This is a genomic window from Neoaquamicrobium sediminum (assembly GCF_013240295.1).
Classification (GTDB): domain Bacteria; phylum Pseudomonadota; class Alphaproteobacteria; order Rhizobiales; family Rhizobiaceae; genus Aerobium; species Aerobium sediminum.
Genome location: NZ_JABETK010000002.1, coordinates 2,057,532 through 2,074,902 on the forward strand (window position 1 = coordinate 2,057,532; position 17,371 = coordinate 2,074,902).

General features: G+C 63.0%; 20 protein-coding genes. 10 read left to right on the forward strand and 10 right to left on the reverse strand.

Translation table 11 applies throughout. The features are described 5' to 3' along the window. Positions 1 to 18 precede the first annotated feature (18 nt). The 7 genes from fliQ (at position 19) to HK436_RS21960 (ending at position 5,230) form a co-directional block, all read left to right on the forward strand. The gene (gene fliQ / locus HK436_RS21930; RefSeq protein WP_173193174.1) at positions 19 to 285 is read left to right on the forward strand and encodes a flagellar biosynthesis protein FliQ; all 267 of its coding nucleotides are present in this window, start codon (positions 19 to 21) and stop codon (positions 283 to 285) included. Between the two features lie 114 nt (positions 286 to 399). After that, positions 400 to 2,487: a flagellar biosynthesis protein FlhA gene (flhA, locus tag HK436_RS21935; protein ID WP_173193176.1), complete on the forward strand. Its 2,088-nt coding sequence runs from the start codon at positions 400 to 402 to the stop codon at positions 2,485 to 2,487. An 11-nt stretch (positions 2,488 to 2,498) separates the two neighbouring features. Further along, positions 2,499 to 3,257 carry a flagellar biosynthetic protein FliR gene (fliR, locus tag HK436_RS21940; RefSeq protein WP_173193178.1) on the forward strand — a complete coding sequence of 253 codons (759 nt, stop codon included), beginning with the start codon at positions 2,499 to 2,501 and terminating at the stop codon, positions 3,255 to 3,257. Between the two features lies 1 nt (position 3,258). Beyond that, entirely contained in the window at positions 3,259 to 3,645 is a 387-nt protein-coding gene (locus tag HK436_RS21945) for a hypothetical protein (protein ID WP_173193180.1), read from the forward strand. Between the two features lie 65 nt (positions 3,646 to 3,710). Continuing rightward, positions 3,711 to 4,274, forward strand: coding sequence for a rod-binding protein (locus HK436_RS21950; RefSeq protein WP_244649111.1), 564 nt, complete (start codon positions 3,711 to 3,713; stop codon positions 4,272 to 4,274). Positions 4,275 to 4,370: 96 nt separating this feature from the next. After that, positions 4,371 to 4,721, forward strand: a complete 351-nt coding sequence (locus tag HK436_RS21955) for a hypothetical protein (protein ID WP_312860662.1) — start codon at positions 4,371 to 4,373, stop codon at positions 4,719 to 4,721. After that, complete coding sequence (locus tag HK436_RS21960) at positions 4,718 to 5,230, forward strand: hypothetical protein (RefSeq protein ID WP_173193184.1); 513 nt, start codon at positions 4,718 to 4,720, stop codon at positions 5,228 to 5,230. The genes HK436_RS21955 and HK436_RS21960 overlap by 4 nt, the downstream gene beginning before the upstream one ends. Positions 5,231 to 5,234: 4 nt before the next feature. On the opposite strand, the gene HK436_RS21965 is transcribed toward HK436_RS21960, so the two are convergent. Then, on the reverse strand, positions 5,235 to 5,744 hold the full coding sequence (locus HK436_RS21965) for a crotonase/enoyl-CoA hydratase family protein (protein ID WP_280515741.1): 510 nt from the start codon (positions 5,742 to 5,744) through the stop codon (positions 5,235 to 5,237). Beyond that, positions 5,744 to 6,007 carry an enoyl-CoA hydratase-related protein gene (locus HK436_RS32490; protein WP_280515742.1) on the reverse strand — a complete coding sequence of 88 codons (264 nt, stop codon included), beginning with the start codon at positions 6,005 to 6,007 and terminating at the stop codon, positions 5,744 to 5,746. The genes HK436_RS21965 and HK436_RS32490 overlap by 1 nt, the downstream gene beginning before the upstream one ends. 332 nt (positions 6,008 to 6,339) lie before the next feature. On the opposite strand from HK436_RS32490, the gene HK436_RS21970 reads away from it, so the two are divergent. Beyond that, on the forward strand, positions 6,340 to 6,759 hold the full coding sequence (locus HK436_RS21970; protein ID WP_173193186.1) for a MarR family winged helix-turn-helix transcriptional regulator: 420 nt from the start codon (positions 6,340 to 6,342) through the stop codon (positions 6,757 to 6,759). A gap of 6 nt (positions 6,760 to 6,765) precedes the next feature. Here HK436_RS21970 and HK436_RS21975 read toward each other — a convergent pair whose 3' ends face one another. The 6 genes from HK436_RS21975 to HK436_RS21995 form a co-directional block, all read right to left on the reverse strand. Further along, complete coding sequence (locus tag HK436_RS21975; protein WP_173193188.1) at positions 6,766 to 8,622, reverse strand: feruloyl-CoA synthase; 1,857 nt, start codon at positions 8,620 to 8,622, stop codon at positions 6,766 to 6,768. 90 nt (positions 8,623 to 8,712) lie between these two features. Beyond that, on the reverse strand, positions 8,713 to 9,507 hold the full coding sequence (locus tag HK436_RS33170; protein WP_312860663.1) for a biotin/lipoyl-containing protein: 795 nt from the start codon (positions 9,505 to 9,507) through the stop codon (positions 8,713 to 8,715). Then, complete coding sequence (locus tag HK436_RS33175; protein WP_312860664.1) at positions 9,447 to 10,607, reverse strand: acetyl-CoA carboxylase biotin carboxylase subunit; 1,161 nt, start codon at positions 10,605 to 10,607, stop codon at positions 9,447 to 9,449. Before HK436_RS33175 ends, HK436_RS33170 begins: the two co-directional genes overlap by 61 nt. 187 nt (positions 10,608 to 10,794) lie before the next feature. Then, complete coding sequence (locus tag HK436_RS21985) at positions 10,795 to 11,964, reverse strand: acyl-CoA dehydrogenase family protein (protein ID WP_173193190.1); 1,170 nt, start codon at positions 11,962 to 11,964, stop codon at positions 10,795 to 10,797. 48 nt (positions 11,965 to 12,012) lie between these two features. Then, positions 12,013 to 13,623, reverse strand: coding sequence for an acyl-CoA carboxylase subunit beta (locus HK436_RS21990; protein WP_173193192.1), 1,611 nt, complete (start codon positions 13,621 to 13,623; stop codon positions 12,013 to 12,015). Next, complete coding sequence (locus HK436_RS21995; RefSeq protein ID WP_173193194.1) at positions 13,623 to 14,495, reverse strand: SDR family oxidoreductase; 873 nt, start codon at positions 14,493 to 14,495, stop codon at positions 13,623 to 13,625. The genes HK436_RS21990 and HK436_RS21995 overlap by 1 nt, the downstream gene beginning before the upstream one ends. A 127-nt stretch (positions 14,496 to 14,622) precedes the next feature. Between HK436_RS21995 and HK436_RS22000 the strand changes: the two genes are divergently transcribed. Then, the gene (locus HK436_RS22000; RefSeq protein WP_173193196.1) at positions 14,623 to 14,904 is read left to right on the forward strand and encodes an SCP2 sterol-binding domain-containing protein; all 282 of its coding nucleotides are present in this window, start codon (positions 14,623 to 14,625) and stop codon (positions 14,902 to 14,904) included. A 172-nt stretch (positions 14,905 to 15,076) separates the two neighbouring features. Continuing rightward, the gene (locus HK436_RS22005) at positions 15,077 to 15,400 is read left to right on the forward strand and encodes a hypothetical protein (RefSeq protein WP_173193197.1); all 324 of its coding nucleotides are present in this window, start codon (positions 15,077 to 15,079) and stop codon (positions 15,398 to 15,400) included. A gap of 25 nt (positions 15,401 to 15,425) precedes the next feature. Here HK436_RS22005 and HK436_RS22010 read toward each other — a convergent pair whose 3' ends face one another. Together HK436_RS22010 and HK436_RS22015 are read right to left on the reverse strand one after the other, a co-directional pair. Beyond that, a complete protein-coding gene (locus tag HK436_RS22010) occupies positions 15,426 to 15,944 on the reverse strand; it encodes a GNAT family N-acetyltransferase (protein ID WP_173193199.1) in 519 nt (172 codons plus the stop codon). A gap of 270 nt (positions 15,945 to 16,214) precedes the next feature. After that, positions 16,215 to 17,348, reverse strand: coding sequence for a type III PLP-dependent enzyme (locus HK436_RS22015; protein WP_173193201.1), 1,134 nt, complete (start codon positions 17,346 to 17,348; stop codon positions 16,215 to 16,217). Between the last annotated feature and the right edge of the window lie 23 nt (positions 17,349 to 17,371).

Below are 17,371 nucleotides of genomic sequence, written 5' to 3' on the forward strand. Positions count from 1 at the left end.
CGGCGACGAGCAGGCAGCGTGAACGAAGCCGACGCTCTCGACATCGCGCAGTATGCGGTCTGGACCGTCCTGACCGCATCCGGCCCGGCCGTGGCCGTGGCGATGTTCGTCGGTGTCGGCATTGCCTTCATCCAGGCGCTCACGCAGGTTCAGGAAATCACCCTCACCTTCGTGCCGAAGATCGTTGCGATCCTCCTGGCTGTCGCTTTTTCGGCTCCGTTCGTCGGCGCGCAGATCGCCGGCTTCACCAACGTGATGTTCCAGCGCATCGAGACGGGTTTCTGACCCAGCGCCGGCGCGCAGCCTTCCCACCTCATTTTCGCACAAGCTTGGCAGCCTAGTCTCTGGCCGGCGGCGTGTGTTCGCGCACGCCCTTGAACAGGTAATGGTCGGTCAGGCATGGCACTCAGCGAAAGCGTATCCCTTCCGCAAGTCAAGAACTACGGTCGCGATATCGCGCTCGCGGTCGGCATCATCACGATCCTGTCGATCCTGTTTCTGCCGATTCCCCCGTTTCTGATCGACTTCGGGCTTGCGCTGTCGATTGCCGTTTCCGTGCTGATCTTGATGGTGGCGCTATGGATGCAGCGGCCGCTCGACTTTACGTCGTTCCCCACGATCCTGCTGATCGTCACCATGTTGCGGCTCGCGCTCTCGATCGCGACAACGCGCGCAATCCTGTCGAATGGCGACGAGGGCACGAATGCCGCTGGCTATGTCATCGGCGGCTTCTCCAACCTCGTCATGGCCGGCGACTTCGTCATCGGCCTCATCGTCTTCCTGATCCTGATTACGGTGAACTTCATCGTGATCACCAAGGGCGCCACCCGTATCGCGGAAGTCGGCGCGCGCTTTACCCTGGACGCCATTCCCGGCAAGCAGATGTCGATCGACGCTGACCTCTCGGCCGGTGTCATCGACGACAAGGAAGCACAGCGCCGTCGCCGCGAACTTGAAGAGGAAAGCTCCTTCTTCGGCGCGATGGACGGTGCCTCGAAATTCGTGCGCGGTGACGCGATCGCCGGTCTCATCATCACCGTCATCAATATCGTCGGCGGTATTGCCATCGGGTACACGCGCCACGGCATGGGCATGGGCGAGTCGGCCGACATCTTCGTCAAGCTGTCGGTGGGCGATGGTCTTGCCACCCAGATCCCTGCCTTGATCGTTTCGCTGTCGGCCGGCCTCGTCGTTTCAAAGGGCGGTACGCGCGGAGCCACGGACGAGGCCGTATTCGGGCAGCTCGGCGCCTATCCGCGCGCCCTATCGGTTGCAGCCGTGCTGATGTTCGCCCTCGGGCTGATGCCCGGCCTGCCGGCCATCCCATTCATGGCTCTGGCCATGTGCCTCGCCGCGATCGCTTATGTGATCCCGCTTCAGCGCAAGAAGCACGAAGACGCGCAGGCAGCGATCGAGAAAGAGTTGGAAGAAGCGAAACAGGAAGAAGAAAAGCAGTCGATCAAGTCTTCGCTCAAGACGGCCGAAATCGAGCTCCTGCTGGGCAAACAGCTCTCGATGCGCCTGCTCGCATCCCATCAGGAACTCGCCTTCCGCATGGGCAAGATGCGCAAGAAGTTCGCGACCCAGTACGGCTTCGTCGTGCCTGAAGTCAGGCTGACGGACGATTTCTCGATCCCACCGAAGAGCTACCAGATCAAGGTTCACGGCACCGTCGTCGCCGAATATCACATGCGCGTCGGCGAGGTGACGGTCCTGCTGGGCAACGGCCCGGTACCGGAAGTTCCCGGCGAAGAGGTGCGTGAGCCCGCCTTCGGCATGCGCGCCTATTCGGTGTCTGAAATGTTTGCCGAAGACCTGAAACGCGAGCGTTTCACCTATGCCGACAACATGTCGGTGCTGCTGACCCACCTTTCCGAGGTGATCCGCAACAACCTGCCGCAGCTTCTGTCCTACAAGGACATGAAGGCGCTCATCGAGCGCCAGGACCAGGAATACCGCAAGCTTATCGATGAGGTCTGCACCTCGCACATTTCCTATCCGGGCCTGCAGGCAGTTCTGAAGCTGCTGCTGGCCGAACGCGTATCGATCCGCAACCTGCACCTGATCATCGAGGCGATCGCGGAGATCGCACCGCATGTGCGCCGCACCGAGCAGATCGTCGAACACGTGCGAATCCGCATGGCGCAGCAGATTTGCGGCGACCTGACCGAAGGCGGCGTACTGAAAGTGCTGCGGCTCGGCAATCGCTGGGACCTTGCGTTCCATCAGGCGCTCAAGCGCGACGCCAAGGGCGAGATCCGCGAGTTCGACATCGATCCGCGACTGCTGGAGGAATTCGGCAACGAGGCCACCAAGGCAGTGCGCAAGCATCTCGATGCGGGAGAGCGGTTCGTGCTGGTCTCGGCACCGGATGCGCGGCCTTACGTGCGCATGATCATCGAGCGGCTTTTCGCGACCCTGCCGGTGCTCTCGCACGTCGAAATCGCACGCGGCGTTGAGGTGCGCGTCCTCGGTTCGATCTCCTAGGCGCAGAAGGAATGCTCAACGGTCTCAATCTCGAGACGGTCGTTTTCGCGGCATTCCTCGCATTCTGCCGCATCGGCACATGCTTCATGTTGATGCCCGGCTTTTCAAGTGCGCGCGTGGCAATGCATGTGAGGCTCTTCGTTGCCCTCGCCGTCACCTGGGCACTACTCGCGCACCTTTGGGACTCCATCATCCCGCATCTCGACCGCGAGCCGGATCGCATGCTCTTGCTGGTGGCTTCGGAGATCCTGGTCGGCGCGACGATTGGGCTGGTCACGCGCTTCTATGTGCTGGCGCTTCAGTTCGCCGGCTCGGCAATTGCCATGACCGGTGGCTTTGGCGGCATGTCCGGAACGGTCGTCGAGGAGAACGAGCCGCAAGCGGCGCTCACCGCGCTGATTACGCTCTGCGCCCTGCTACTGCTGTTCGTGTTCGACTTTCACCATGAAATCCTGAAAGCTCTGATTCTTTCATACGAAGCTGTCCCGGTTTCGGGGACGTTCGGTGCGCAATCGGCGCTGATCGATCTCGTCGACACCTTGTCGCAATCGTTCTACATCACGCTGAGGCTTGCCAGCCCCTTCATCGCCTACGCGATCCTGGTCAATCTCGCCGTCGGCTTCGTAAACAAGCTAACGCCGCAGATACCCGTCTATTTCGTCTCGATGCCGTTCCTGATCGCAGGCTGCCTCATCCTTCTATATTTCGGGATCGGTATCATGCTCAGCCTGTTCGTTGACGGGTTCCTGCCCACGACGCTCGGAGGCTGACGTGACAACACGCGCGGAACGGTTGAAACGCCTGGTACGGCTGCAGCAGCAGATCAAGGCACTGCACGAGACGAAGCATGCGACGCATCTGTCACATGCCGCAGCCGCCCGGCAGGAAGCGAACGAGATGCTGGAGGCGCTCAATGCGGCCTCGCCAATGCCCGGCCTGTTTCCTGACCTCTATAACCGGCGAATCGGCGCCGCCATGGAACGCGAAGCACGGGAAAATGACCGGGCGCAGCAGGAAGCATCTCACGTGGCCACGGCCACTGCGCGCACCAACATCGTCGAGCGCGCCTATCGTGAGGCTTTTCGCCTGGAAGAACGAGAAATCGCCGAGAAAGAGCAACTCGAAACCATCGAACGCAAGCTTTCCGACCCAAAGTAAGCCTGCCACAAGCTTGTCACGCCATATTCGCAAAATCGAAATCAACACGTTGGGAGGTCCTGCCTTTGGCGATTTCACCCCCAAGCGACATCGTGATGGATGTGGCGCGGGCGGCCGATCCTGCCGCCGCGCAAGCAGCACGGACGCGCCTCGCCTCGCTGGCGAGCCAGCGGGTCGACGCCGCCAGGTTCGAGCCGACGGGAACACCTTCGGCCACCGCCGCACGCATGCCTGCCGATCACAAGTCGCCGGCGGCCGACGCCTTCCAGAAGTTCGAGGCCGTCGTCCTGCAGACCTTCATCCAGTCCATGCTGCCGAAGGACACCGAATCCGTCTACGGACAGGGAATGGCCGGCGAGATGTGGCAATCGCTTCTCGCCCAGCAGCTCGGTGACGTGATGGCCGAGCGCGGCGGCATCGGCATCGCCAACCGCATCCTGGGCGACCATTACCGTGCCCAGGGCAAGTCAACGGTCGAGGGACCGATGCGCGAGTCATCGCCGGAACGCGCGGAACAAGATGCCCAGGAGATGCTGTCGGTTGCTCTGGTACAGGAAATCCAGCGCATGACCGCCCAATCGATCGACGAGGAGCGCGCGATGCCGCCTTCCGTCGCCAGCAGCCGCTAATTTCAGTCAGAGTCAGATGAGAAAAGCTCTATGCCAGACCACGCGGAATTCATGCAGCCAGAAGATCCGAATGAAGACAATTCGGGAGCAGCGCTCATGAATCTCTCTGCCATCCTTGGCCGCATCGAAGAAACCGTGGATGCCGAAACCGCAGCGATCCGTACGGATGTTCGTTTCGACATCAAGGCCTCGAACCTTCGCAAGAGCCGTTACCTTTATGAACTCAACAAGGCCGTTTCAGGCCTCGGCGCAACGGGGCTCGGCGACGAGCATCGTCACGGCATCATCCGTCTGCGCGAGAAGCTCTCGGCCAACGAGGCCGCGATCCTGGCTCATCTCAACGCTGTCACAGAGGTCGCTGCGCTGATGCAGGATGCAATTCAGCGCGCGGAAGCTGACGGCACATATACGGCCAGCGAGTTCGGCAGGATGGCCGAACAGCCATGATAAAGTTCATGGTCGCCGCCCTGTGGATCAGCATCGCCACCACCGGCGCGCTGCTCTATTCGTTCCAGTCGGCGCAAAAGCCGCAGGAAACGGCGGAAGCCGAAGCGACCGCGTTCCAGGGGCTCGACTATGTGAAGACCGGGATCATTTCGGTCCCGGTGTTCGATCGGGGAAAGGTCTACGGCTATTTCCTCGTGCGCCTCGTCTTCACCGCCGAAGGCAAACGGCTCGCCGCGCTCAAGCTTCCCGCCGAGGCGCTGCTGGCTGACCAGATCTACACGCAGCTTTACGCTAGCCCCGAGATCGATTTCACCAAACGCGACGATCTGGATATCGATTCCTTCCGCGAAAGCATCCGCACGGGCGTCAACGAACGGCTCGGCGAAGAGCTTATTCGCGAGGTTCTGGTCGAACAGGTCGACTTCCTGCCGAAGGACGAAGCCGGTTCGAGCTCGATCAGCCAGTCCGTCCCCACGCCGGTTTCCACAGCGGCCCCGACCGGCCACTGACAGGTCAGCCGAAGCGGGGCTTCCGCTTTTCCAGAAATGCCTTGAGCCCTTCCCGCGCGTCGGCACCGGTCTGCGACAGCGCCGCACTCAGGCTTTCCGTGTAGAGGCCGTCATCGTGCGACATGTTGCCGATGCGGGCGATCGACTGGATGATCAGGTAGTTGACCAGCGAGGCGTTGCCGGCGATCTCGCGCGCCAGCTCCTCGGCCCTGGCCAGAGCCTCGCCTTCACCAACCAGATGATGGGCAAGCCCCAGCCTACACCCCTCCTCGCCATTGTAGCTGCGCCCGGTCAGCATCATCTCGGTCATCCTGTCCGGGCCGAGTATGCGTCCCACCCGCACCGTCGCGCCGCCACCCACGAAGATGCCGCGCTTGCCTTCGGGCAGCCTGAAAACGGTCGACGGTTCGGCCACCCGCACGTGCGCGGTACTGGCGATCTCCAACCCACCGCCCATCACGGCGCCGGAAAGGGCCGCAACCACCGGCACACCTGAAAACTGGATTGTGTCCATCAGCCGGTGCCAGCCGCGGAGTGCTTCATCACCTGTTCGGGTTCACGCTCGACCTGCTCCGACAGATCCAGTCCCGATGAAAAGTGTCCGCCCGCTCCGCTTAGCACGATGGCACGAACCCCATCGGGAATGTCATTGAAGAAACCCCCGAGAGCCTGCAGAAGCGCGTCGTTGATCGCGTTTCGTTTTCCCGGACGGTTGATCACCAGGCGGGCGATCGGACCTTCCACGCAGGTCAGAAGTACCGGTTCGTCTTTTTTCATGGTTCTCCCGACAACGAGCCTTCGCCGCATGACTTCCGGCCTAATCGCTCTTCCCTGGATTGTTTTGTTATATAACAATATAGCTGCTTTCCTGTCGCGCGTCGAGTGAGTTGCCTACAAATCGGGCATCCCGGCAAAACAAGTTTCACCCGGCGGTGGACGCAGTAAACTGGCTTACGCAGCCGCGATTCGAGCGTCGGCAACGCATGATCCGAATTCCGGTTGTTGACCTGACATCGCGGTTGTCGTGATAGCTTGGATGAGGGTTCGTGGTGGGTAAGAGCAGCGACGAAAACAACACGGGATCTGGCGTTCCAGCCGGGATTCCCGAGATGGCGGAAATAGTCGGCTACAAGCTGCGGCGGGCCCAGCTCTTCGTATTCCAGGACTTCATTGAAACCTTCGAGAAGATTAAGCTGCGCCCGGCCGAGTTCTCCGTACTTGCGCTCATTGCCCGCACACCGGGCCAGAAACAGACGGAGATCGCCGAACAGCTCGGCATAAAGCGGGCGAACTTCGTGGCGCTGATGGATAGCCTCGAACGGCGTGGTCTGGCCGAGCGGCGCAAGGCAGAAGGCGACAAGCGCTCGCACTCGTTGCACCTCACGCCTGAGGGCACCCGCTTCGTCGACAAGATGAGCACCGTATGGCGCACGCATGAAGAACGCCTTGTCGAACGCCTCGGCGGGCCGGAAGCCCGCGCGACGCTGCTGGATTTGCTTGGCCGTCTCCTCGGTGAAAAACCGGCCTGACGCGGCTCAGCGTTTCGCCACGATCACGTGCGGTGGAGCGGGATCGGCGTAAAGGTCCTCCACCAGCGTCGCGCGCGCTTCCATCACCGCGCGCTGGTTGATCGATCCCTTGTCGGTCATTTCGTTCGCGTCCATCGCCGGTGGACTGTCGAGCACGATTGCACGAGCGACGAGGTTCGAACTCCCGGTGGCTTGTTGCGCCATATGATCCAGCGCTCCGGAGATAGCGCTACGAACCGCTTGGCTTGCCGCCAGTTCCGCCTCCGTCGACTGCGCCAGAACGGGGCTCAACTTCCGCGCGGCATCGACATCCAGGAAAAGCAGCGCGCCGATGTGATTGCGATTGAGCCCTGTCAGCACCACGTCTCGCACCAACGGTGCACAACCGCGGATCAGAGCGCCGCGCACAGCGGCCATGTTCACCCAGGTGCCGGTCGACAGCTTGAAATCTTCCGACACGCGGCCGTCGAAGAGTAGCCCCTTGTTGGGCTCTTCCGGATCCACGAATTTCAGCGCATCGCCGATACGGTAGAAGCCCTCGTCGTCGAAGCATTCGGCGGTTTTTTCCGGCTGACGCCAGTAGCCCGGAGTGATGCTCGGGCCGCGCATGCGCACCTCAAGCTTCTCGCTCGCAGGAACCAGCTTGAGTTCCAGCCCGGGAGCCGGCAAGCCGACTTCGCCGGGCCGCGTGACCGGCCATGTCGTCGTCGAGGCGAAGGGGGCGGTCTCGGTGGAACCGTATCCGGTCACGATCATGATCTTCTCGCCGGCAGCCTCCTGCGCCAGCCGCTCCAATGCGTCCCAGACGTGCTGAGCCAGCCCCGCACCGGCATATTGAAGTAATTTAACGCGCGAGAAGAAGGTCTTCCGCAATCGCTCGTTCGACGAGAGATGCTCACTCAGCATCTCGTAGCCCTTGGGCACGTTGAAATAGAGCGTCGGCGCGATTTCCTCGAGATTGCGGACCGTCTTGGCGATGCCCGCAGGCGTCGGTGCGCCGTCATCGATGTAGAGCGTTCCGCCATTGTAGAGCGCGATGCCGTAATTGTGGTTTCCGCCGGCGGTGTGGTTCCAAGGCAGCCAGTCGACCATGACGGGCGGTTCGTCGCGCAGGAATGCAAGCGCCGTCGCGATCATTTCCTGATTGCAGCACAACATGCGCTGTGTGTTGATCACCGCCTTCGGCATACCGGTGGAACCGGACGTAAACAGGAACTTGGCAATCGTGTCCCCGTCGACCGCCGCGTTGGCGCGCGCAACTGCATCGGTTGGTTTTGTTGCAAGCATCTCGTCGAAGCTTGCCGCCGTCAGCCCTTCAACTGGCGCCCGGGAAAAAACAAGCTGCATGTCCTCGGTAAAAACAGCCCGAACCGCCTTCTCGAAGGGCTGTCCATCCGCCGCGAAAACCAGGCCCGGCGTCAGCAGCCCGAAGATGTGCCGCAGCTTTGAATGATCGGTCGAAATCAGCGAATAGGCCGGCGACACGGGCGCGAACGGCACCCCTGCCATCATGCAGCCGAGCGCGATCAGCCCGTGCTCGATGCCGTTGCCGGACAGGATGACCACGGGCCTGTCTGCATCGAGATTGAGATCGAGAACATACTGCGCAATCGCACGGGCATGCTCCAGAGCTTCACGGTAGCTGCAATGCCGCCATTGCCCGTCAGGGCCACGATCAGCGAGGAAGGTACGTTCGGGCGCTTCGTCGGCCCAACGGTCGAGACAGTCGATCATGGAGCGCGGATAGGGACCGAGTTCTTGCCTCGACCGCAACACAGCAGCACCGTCGGCGCGGTGCTCGACGTCCACTGCCAGCGCGCCCATACGTACGGGACGCATGCCCGGAACGGACACGATCGGCATCAGACTCCTCCCCAACATTGTTATTCATCATAACAATAGGCCAATGAAGACTCAAGATGCGTTCATGCTGACAGGGAGTTTGTCCCATGGCTATTGCTCGCCGGCAATCTCGATGAGCACGTCGCCAGCCCGGACCTGATCGCCAGTCTTACCCCTCACCGCGTTGACGATACCGTCCATGCGTGCGGTGAGCGCGGTTTCCATCTTCATGGCCTCCACGATGCCGACGACGGTGCCAGAGCGAACGGAATCGCCGACGGCAACGTCGACGCGTCGCAACAGGCCTGAAACCGGCGTAACGACCACCCGGCCGTCGGCAGCCGCAGCATCACGCTGCATGGGGTCCGGTTCATCGAATCGGAACGTTCGGCTTGCGCGATCAATCCACACCGCACGACCTTCCCGCACATGCAACGAGCCATGCGTTTCGATTGACGACGCGGCGATATTCGCCTCACCGACGTCTATCGAAACCAGTCGACCGCGTTCAAAATTGGCCGAGCACTCTTTTGTCGTCTCGCCAGCTCGAAGCGTGATAGGGCAACGCCTGCGCCCGGTCGAAGAAAACCAGTCGTCGCCGTCCGCGAGCGCCAGAACCGAAACGGCAGCGGCAAAATCCTCGTCGGACGGCGCAGTCGTCGGTCGCTCTGCCGCATCCAGCATGCCCGTCGTAACCGCGCCAGCGCCGAGCGTTTCGCTTTCAAGCAGCTCGAGCAGAAAGCCTCTGTTGGAAACCACACCAAGCAGAGGGGTCGCCCGAAGCGCCCGGGCGAGCGTCGCGACCGCCTCGTCGCGCGTTGTGGCATGCGCGATCACCTTGGCGATCATCGGATCGTAGAACGGCGTGACTTCCCCGCCTTCGTCGATGCCGTGGTCGATCCGCACCCCGGAATGGCAGCCGCCTCCGGTCGCCAGTGAATCACCTTGCCGGTCTGCGGCGCGAAGCCGGCTGCCGGGTCTTCGGCGCACAGCCGTGCCTCGATGGCATACCCCGAGAAGCTGATCGACTCCTGCGTATGAGGCAGCCGCTCACCGGCCGCCACCCGCAATTGCCACTCCACGAGATCGAGCCCGGTGACCATCTCCGTAACGGGATGCTCGACCTGCAGCCTCGTGTTCATCTCGAGAAAGAAGAAAGTGCGATCGGACCCGACAATGAACTCCACCGTCCCCGCCCCTGCATAGTTCACCGCACGAGCCGCTTCCACGGCCGCCTTCGTCATGGCCTGGCGCATCGGCGCATCGACGAAAGGCGACGGCGTCTCTTCGATGATCTTCTGGTGCCGTCTTTGCGTGGAACAGTCACGCTCGCCGAGATGAACGACGGTGCCGTGATTGTCGGCAAACACCTGCACCTCGACGTGCCGCGCATCCTCGATCAGCTTCTCGAGCAGCAGTCTGTCGGAGCCGAAGGCCGCGGCGGCCTCTTGGCGCGCGCTCTCCAGCGCGCCTGCAAGCTCGCCGGCGGACCTGACACGGCGCATGCCGCGACCTCCACCGCCTGCGGACGCCTTGACGAGCACCGGAAAACCGATGCGTTCGGCTTCTGCTGCGAACGTTGCGTCCGACTGGTCGTCGCCATCATAGCCCGGCACCACCGGCACGGCAGCCGCGCGCATCAACGCCTTGGCGTTTGCCTTGTCGCCCATCGAGCGGATAGCCTCAACCGGCGGACCGACGAAAAGAATATCCGCTGCCAAGCAGGCTTCAGCGAAATCCGCATTCTCGGACAGAAAGCCGTAGCCGGGATGAATCGCATCCGCACCGGACTGTATCGCCGCCTCGATGATCGCCTCGACCCGCAGGTAAGACTGCGCGGCCGGCGCCGGGCCGATGCGCACGGCGCGGTCGGCCATGCGCACATGCAGCGCATCCGCATCCACGTCGCTGAAGACCGCCACGGTGCCGATACCCATGCGTTTCGCGGTACGGATTATGCGACAGGCGATCTCGCCGCGATTGGCGATGAGAAGCTTGGCGATCATATAGGTGCGCCCTTCGAGGCTCGCAGCACCCGAACCACCCCCACTCCGTCCCTTCGGGCCACCTCTCCCCCTGCCCGGGGAGAGGAATCCAAGCTGGATGAACGCCGGCGTCGCGGCCGCTCTTCCTCTCCCCGGGCAGGGGGAGAGGTGGCCCGAAGGGACGGAGTGGGGGTGATTAGTCATCGGCTCAATTCGGCCTTGCCTTGTTGCTTATGCCCGGCAGCGTACCCTCGAACTTGGCGATGATGCCCAGCATGATTTCGTCCGCACCCGCGCCTATGGAAACCAACCGCGTGTCGCGATAGGCCCGGCTGACCGGATTGTCGGCCGTGTAGCCCATGCCGCCCCAATATTGCAGGCAGGCATCGGTCAGTTCGCGTGCCAGCCGGCCGGTCTTGAGCTTGGCCATGGATGCAAGCCGCGTCACGTCCGCACCCGCCACATATTGCTCGATCGCGCTCCAGGTCAGCGCGCGCAGTGCCTCGACCTCGGTGCGCAGTTCCGCCAGCCGGAAGTGGACGACCTGATTATCGAGCACCGGCTTGCCGAAAGTCTTGCGATCGCGTGTGTAGTCGATGGTGAGGTCGATAAGCCTGTCGAAACCCTTCAGCGCGCTCGCCGCCGCATAGAGCCGCTCTTCCTGGAACTGCAGCATCTGCATCATGAAACCGCCGCCCTCCTGACCGATCAGGTTGCGGCGCGGCACCCGCACCTCGTCGAAAAAGAGTTGCGCGGTGTCGGAGGAGTGCATGCCGATCTTGTGGATCTTCTGCCTCGTGATGCCCTTGGCATCCATCGGCACGCAGATCAGCGACTTGTTCTGATGCACCGGCCCTTCCGACGTGTTTGCAAGCAGGCAGCACCAGTCCGCCTTCATGCCGTTGGTGATCCACATCTTGGTGCCGGAGATCACGTAGTCGTCACCGTCCTTGCGCGCCGTCGTCCTGACCGCCGCGACGTCGGAGCCGCCGCCGGGTTCGGAAACGCCGAGGCAGCCGACGACGTCACCCGCAATCGAAGGCGCCAGGAAGTCCTCCTTTACCGTGTCGGAGCCGAAGCGATTGAGCGCCGGCGTACACATGTCCGTGTGCACGCCGATGGCCATCGGCACGCCGCCGCAATGCACGAGCCCCAGTTCCTCCGCCATGATCATCGAATAGGAAAAGTCGAGGCCGAGGCCACCGTAGGCGGGGTCGTACTTGATGCCGAGCAGCCCGAGATCGCCGAGCTTCTTGAACAACTCATGGGACGGAAATTCTTCCGCCGCCTCCCACGCATCCACATGCGGATTGATCTCGGTCTCGACGAACTTCGCGACGGTGCGGCGCAGGTTCTCGTGCTCGGCCGTGAATTGCATCAGGTTCCTCCCAAGATTTCCACTGGCGCCCGCTACGCGGATCGTTCCTCACCCACGCGCAACACCGAAAGCGTTCGGGCGCAGCGTCCGCCGTTCGCCTTCAGCCGCGATTCCCAAGCAAAGGCCGAGCACACGCCGCGTGTCGCGCGGATCGATAATGCCGTCATCCCACAGCCGCGCGGTGGCGAAGAGCGCACCGGACTGCGCCTCGATGCCCGCGCGGATCATGCCGCTCTGTTTTGCCAGCACGTCCTCGTCGACCTCGACGGCTTCTCGCGCAGCCTTGCCGCGCGCGACGATTTCCATGACCTTCGCAGCTTGCTCCCCGCCCATGACGGCGGTGCGCGCCGACGGCCAGGAAAAGATGAAACGCGGCGAGAAACCCCGCCCGCACATGCCGTAATTGCCCGCGCCGTAGGACCCGCCGATGAGGATAGTGAACTTCGGCACGCGGGCGTTGGCGACGGCCTGGATCATCTTGGAGCCGTGCTTGATGGCGCCCTCACGCTCGGCCGCCGAGCCCACCATGTAGCCTGTGGTGTTCTGCAGGAAGACCAGTGGCGTTCCGGCCTGATCGCAGAGCTGGATGAACTGCGCCGCCTTCAGCGAGCCCGACGGCATGATCGGCCCGTTATTGGCCAGGATGCCGACCCTTGCGCCCTCGATCGCCGCATGTCCGCAAACAGTATCAGGCGCATAACCGGCCTTGAACTCAAGGAAATCGGACGCGTCGACGATACGTGCGATGATCTCCTTCATATCGAACGGAGATTTCTCCTCCGCCGGCACGATCCCCAGGAGGTCTTCTTGATCGAACAGCGGTTCCGGTGCCGCGCTCCGATCCGGCACCCCGTCCCAGGTGAGATGCTCCATGATCGACCGGCCATAGGCCAGCGCCTGCGCGTCGTCCTCGGCGACATATTCACCGAGCCCGGTGACGCTGCCGTGCAGGTCGGCCCCGCCCAGCGACTCGTCGTCGGCGTCCTCGCCGATAGCCGCCTTCACCAGCGGCGGCCCTGCAAGGAAAATCTTGGAGCGCTTGCGCACCAGCACGACATAATCGGAAAGCCCCGGCAGGTAGGCACCGCCGGCGGTCGACGACCCGTGCACGATGGCAATCTGCGGAATGCCGGCCGCGGACAGCCGGGCCTGATTTGCAAAGGACCTGCCGCCTTCGACGAACATCTCCGCCTGATAGAGCAGGTTCGCGCCGCCGCTTTCGACCAGATAGATCAACGGCAGGCGGTTTTCGAATGCAATCTCATGGAGCCGCAGCGACTTCCTGAGCCCGATCGGCGGGATCGTGCCGCCCTTGATGCCGCTGTCGGAGGCAGAGACGATACAGCGCCGGCCGCCGACGACGCCGATGCCGGCGATCGTTCCACCGCCCATGATGTTTTTGCCGCCGTCATCGTCGTGCATCCGGTAGCCGGCGAGCGTGGACAATTCGAGGAACGGCTGACCGCGATCCAGCAGGCGTTCGACGCGCTCGCGCGGCAGCAACTGCCCCCGCTCCTCGAAACGCGCCTTCCTCGAAGCGGAGTTCTGGCGAACCGCCTCTTCCAGCCGTCTGACCTCGGAAAGCTTTTCGCCCATTGCCAACGCATTGGCGCGGAAGGCGTCCGAGCGTGTGTCCAGTTCCGATGCGAGAGCGGGCATCAGCCGTTCTCGTCCGCAAGCACGGCGGGCATGACGGCACGGTGAAACCCGTAGAACGGCTTCGTCGCCCGCCCCTTGCCCAGCGGAAACAGCGCCGAGCCGAGCGGCGCGCCGCCGTCGATGGGGATCGTGACGCCGGTGACGAATGCGGCGGCAGGAGACAGCAGGAAGCAGATAACGGAAGATACCTCCGCCTCCATCGCCAGCCGCCCGAGCGGCACGTGGTTCTTGAGCTGCGGAATGAGCGCGCGTGTCATGCCGTCATAGGTGTCCATGCCCGATGACGCCACCCAGCCCGGCGCGACGCAATTGATCCGCACGCCTGCATGCGCCCATTCGTAGGCGGCAGTCTTTGTCAAATTCACCATACCGGCGCGCGCGGCGCCCGAATGCGCCATGCCCGGCATGCCGCGCCACATGTCGGCGGCCATGTTCACCATCGCGCCACCATGTGCCTGCATGGATTGCACGAACACCTCGCGCATGACGAGGAAGCCGCCGGTGAGATTGGTCGCGACGACGGCATCGAAACCCTTCTTCGAGATGCTCTGCATAGGTGCCGGAAACTGGCCGCCGGCATTGTTCACGAGACCGTGGAGCTGGCCGCGTTCCGATACGATTGCCGCGATCGCATCGCGCACCGCATCCTCGTCGCGAATATCGAAGGCCGCGGTCGACACCTGCCCGCCGTCGAGCGCGATCTCGTCCGCCACGGCATCGAGCCTGTCCTGCTTGCGCCCCGTCAGGACGACATGCGCGCCCAGGCTCGCCAGCTCGTGGGCGACACAACGACCGATACCGCTGCCCGCACCGGTGACGATGTGGGTCTCGCCCGCGAAACAATCCTTGCGCAGCACGCTGCGGTAGCCCACCGTGGCCTCCTCCCATTGGCGGTTCGAGGAACGCTAAATCACGTTGACGTAAACGTCAATCGCCTGCTATCTGAACCCACCTGTAAACAGCGGCCTCTCGTCGGGCCGCCTCCGAAGGAGATGATCCATGAGCCTTGACGCCATTGCAGACAAGATTCGCGAACGCGTCGCGGGAAGCGGCTTCGACAAATCGGTCAAGTTCGACCTGGGCGATGACGGTGTCATCGTGATCGACGGCCAGTCCGTGTCCACCGAAGATTCCGGCGCCGATTGCACCATCACCATGTCCAAGGACGATTTTCTGGCCCTCACCTCGGGTGATCTCAACCCGACCATGGCGTTCATGCAGGGCAAGCTGAAGGTCGAGGGCGACATGTCGATCGCCATGCAGCTCAGCCAGGTGCTCTGATCGGATAGACCTCCAGTTTTCCCGAAGAAAAAAGGCGGCCTCGGCCGCCTTTTTTCTTGTATGCCTATCCTGATAAGCAAATATTTTGCGTCCCGCCCTCGCGCGTCGCTTCCCGGCCGCTTGAAAGTGCCGTAGAAGCCGGATGCAATTGTGCATTCTGGGGTGTGATTTCATGTTTTCTTTCAAATACATGTCGCTGGCGGCGGTCGCCGTTCTGATGCCGGCTGGCGCATTTGCGGACGATCTCGTATTTCGCTTCGACAACAACAGCAGCTACACGGTCGTCGAACTCTACGCGTCACCCAGTGATGTCGGCGAGTGGGAGGAGGATATCCTTGGCCGCGATGTGCTGGAATCGGGAGAATCCGCGCGCGTGACGATCGCCGACGGCCGCAGGGCTTGCGAATACGACCTTCGCGTTGTGTTCGAAGATGGCGACAGCATCGAGGACACGACGGATCTTTGCGAAACGGAAAGCTACGCCGTCACCGACTAGATTCCGACGCCCGTCAGGAGCCAGCTTACGCGGCCCGCGCCATCGGCGCGGGCTTTGCCTTGCGGCCGGAAGCCTTGAGCACGCCGCTGGCGCCGTCAAGCACACCCTCGACCAGCTCCAGCGCCAGGAAGCGCTCACGCTCGTAGGGTCCGGGCATTGCGAGCTTGCCGGTCTTCTCGCTGGAGAAGCCGAAACGGCTGTAATACGCGGCATCGCCCACCAGCAGGATGGCGCTGTGGCCGAGCCGGGCAGCCTCGCCGATGGCATGGCGCATCAGCGCCGAACCGATCCCGGCAGACTTGACCGCAGGGTCGACGGCGAGCGGGCCGAGCAGAAGCGCGGCAGGACCGCCCTCGCCGGCGCGGACGTCCCACAGTCGCACCGTTCCCACCAGCGTGCCGTCGCCATCCTTCGCGACAAGGTCGAGCCCCTCCGAAGGCCTGCGGTCGCGGCGCAGCTTATCCGAAGACTTGCGCCGGCGGCCCGGACCCATGGCACGATCAAGCAACGCTTCGCGGGCCGCCACATCGTCGGCGCGTTCCATGCCGATGAGATAGGTGCCCCCTCATCCGGCGTTCTGCGCGAGCCAGTATCCTCCCCGTGGGAAGAACAGGGCGCAATCGCCGCCGGCCTCTCCTCCCCCCGGGGAGAAGCGGGCGCAAAACGTCGGATGAGGGGGTGATCATGCCGGCATCGGCCAGCAGATTCATGAAGTCCATCTCTGCAATCCTTCACAAGCGGACATCAATTCCACGAGCAATGCCGGGCGGGCGCATGCGCCCGCCGCAGCAGGATTTGAGGCAGGCTCGCTGCCTCAGATCACGTAGGATCGCAGGGGTTCGAAGCCGTTGAACGCCACTGCCGAATAGGTGGTGGTGTAGGCTCCGGTGCCTTCGATCAGCACCTCGTCGCCGATCGTCAGCGACAGCGGCAGCGGATAGGGCGTCTTCTCGTACATCACGTCGGCGGAATCGCAGGTCGGACCGGCGAGCACGCAGGGCGCGACTTCGCCGCCGTCATGCGGCGTCACGATCGGATAGCGGATCGCCTCGTCCATCGTTTCGGCAAGCCCGCCGAACTTGCCGATGTCGAGATAGACCCAGCGCACATTGTCGTTGTCGGCCTTGCGCGAGATCAGCACGACTTCCGACTTGATGACACCGGCATTGCCGACCATGCCGCGGCCCGGTTCGATGATGGTCTCGGGCAGGCGATTGCCGAAGTGGCGCGACAGCGCGCCGAAAATGGCTTCGCCATAGGCCTGCGCGGTCGGCACATCCTTGAGGTAACGGGTCGGGAAGCCGCCGCCCATGTTGACCATGCGCAGCACGATGCCTTCCTCGGCAAGCGTCGCGAACACGGCCTTGGCATCGCCCAGCGCCTTGTCCCAGGCCGACAGGTCGGTCTGCTGCGAACCCACATGGAAGGAAACGCCATAGGCGTCGAGGCCAAGCGCATGGGCGTGGCGCAACACGTCGATGGCCATGGCCGGCACGCAACCGAACTTGCGCGACAGCGGCCACTCGGCGCCCTCGCCGTCGGTCAGCACGCGGCAGAACACCTGTGCGCCGGGCGCTGCCCGCGACACCTTCTCGACCTCCTCGACGCAGTCGACGGCAAAGAGCCGGACGCCGAGCTCGAAGGCGCGCGCGATGTCGCGCTCTTTCTTGATGGTGTTGCCGAAGCTGATTCGTTCGGCGGGCGCGCCGGCATCCATCGCCATCTCGATCTCGGCGACCGAAGCAGTGTCGAAGGACGAACCGAGGCCTGCGAGCAGGCGCAGGATTTCCGGCGCCGGGTTTGCCTTGACGGCGTAGTAGATCTTCGAGCTCGGCAGGGCGCGCTCGAAGGCGTGGAAATTGTCGCTCACGACATCGAGGTCGACGACCAGGCAGGGGCCGGCCGGACGTCGGGTGGCGAGGAAGTCGAGGATACGCTGCGTGGCCATGGGTTTCTCCGATCGCGGCGCAA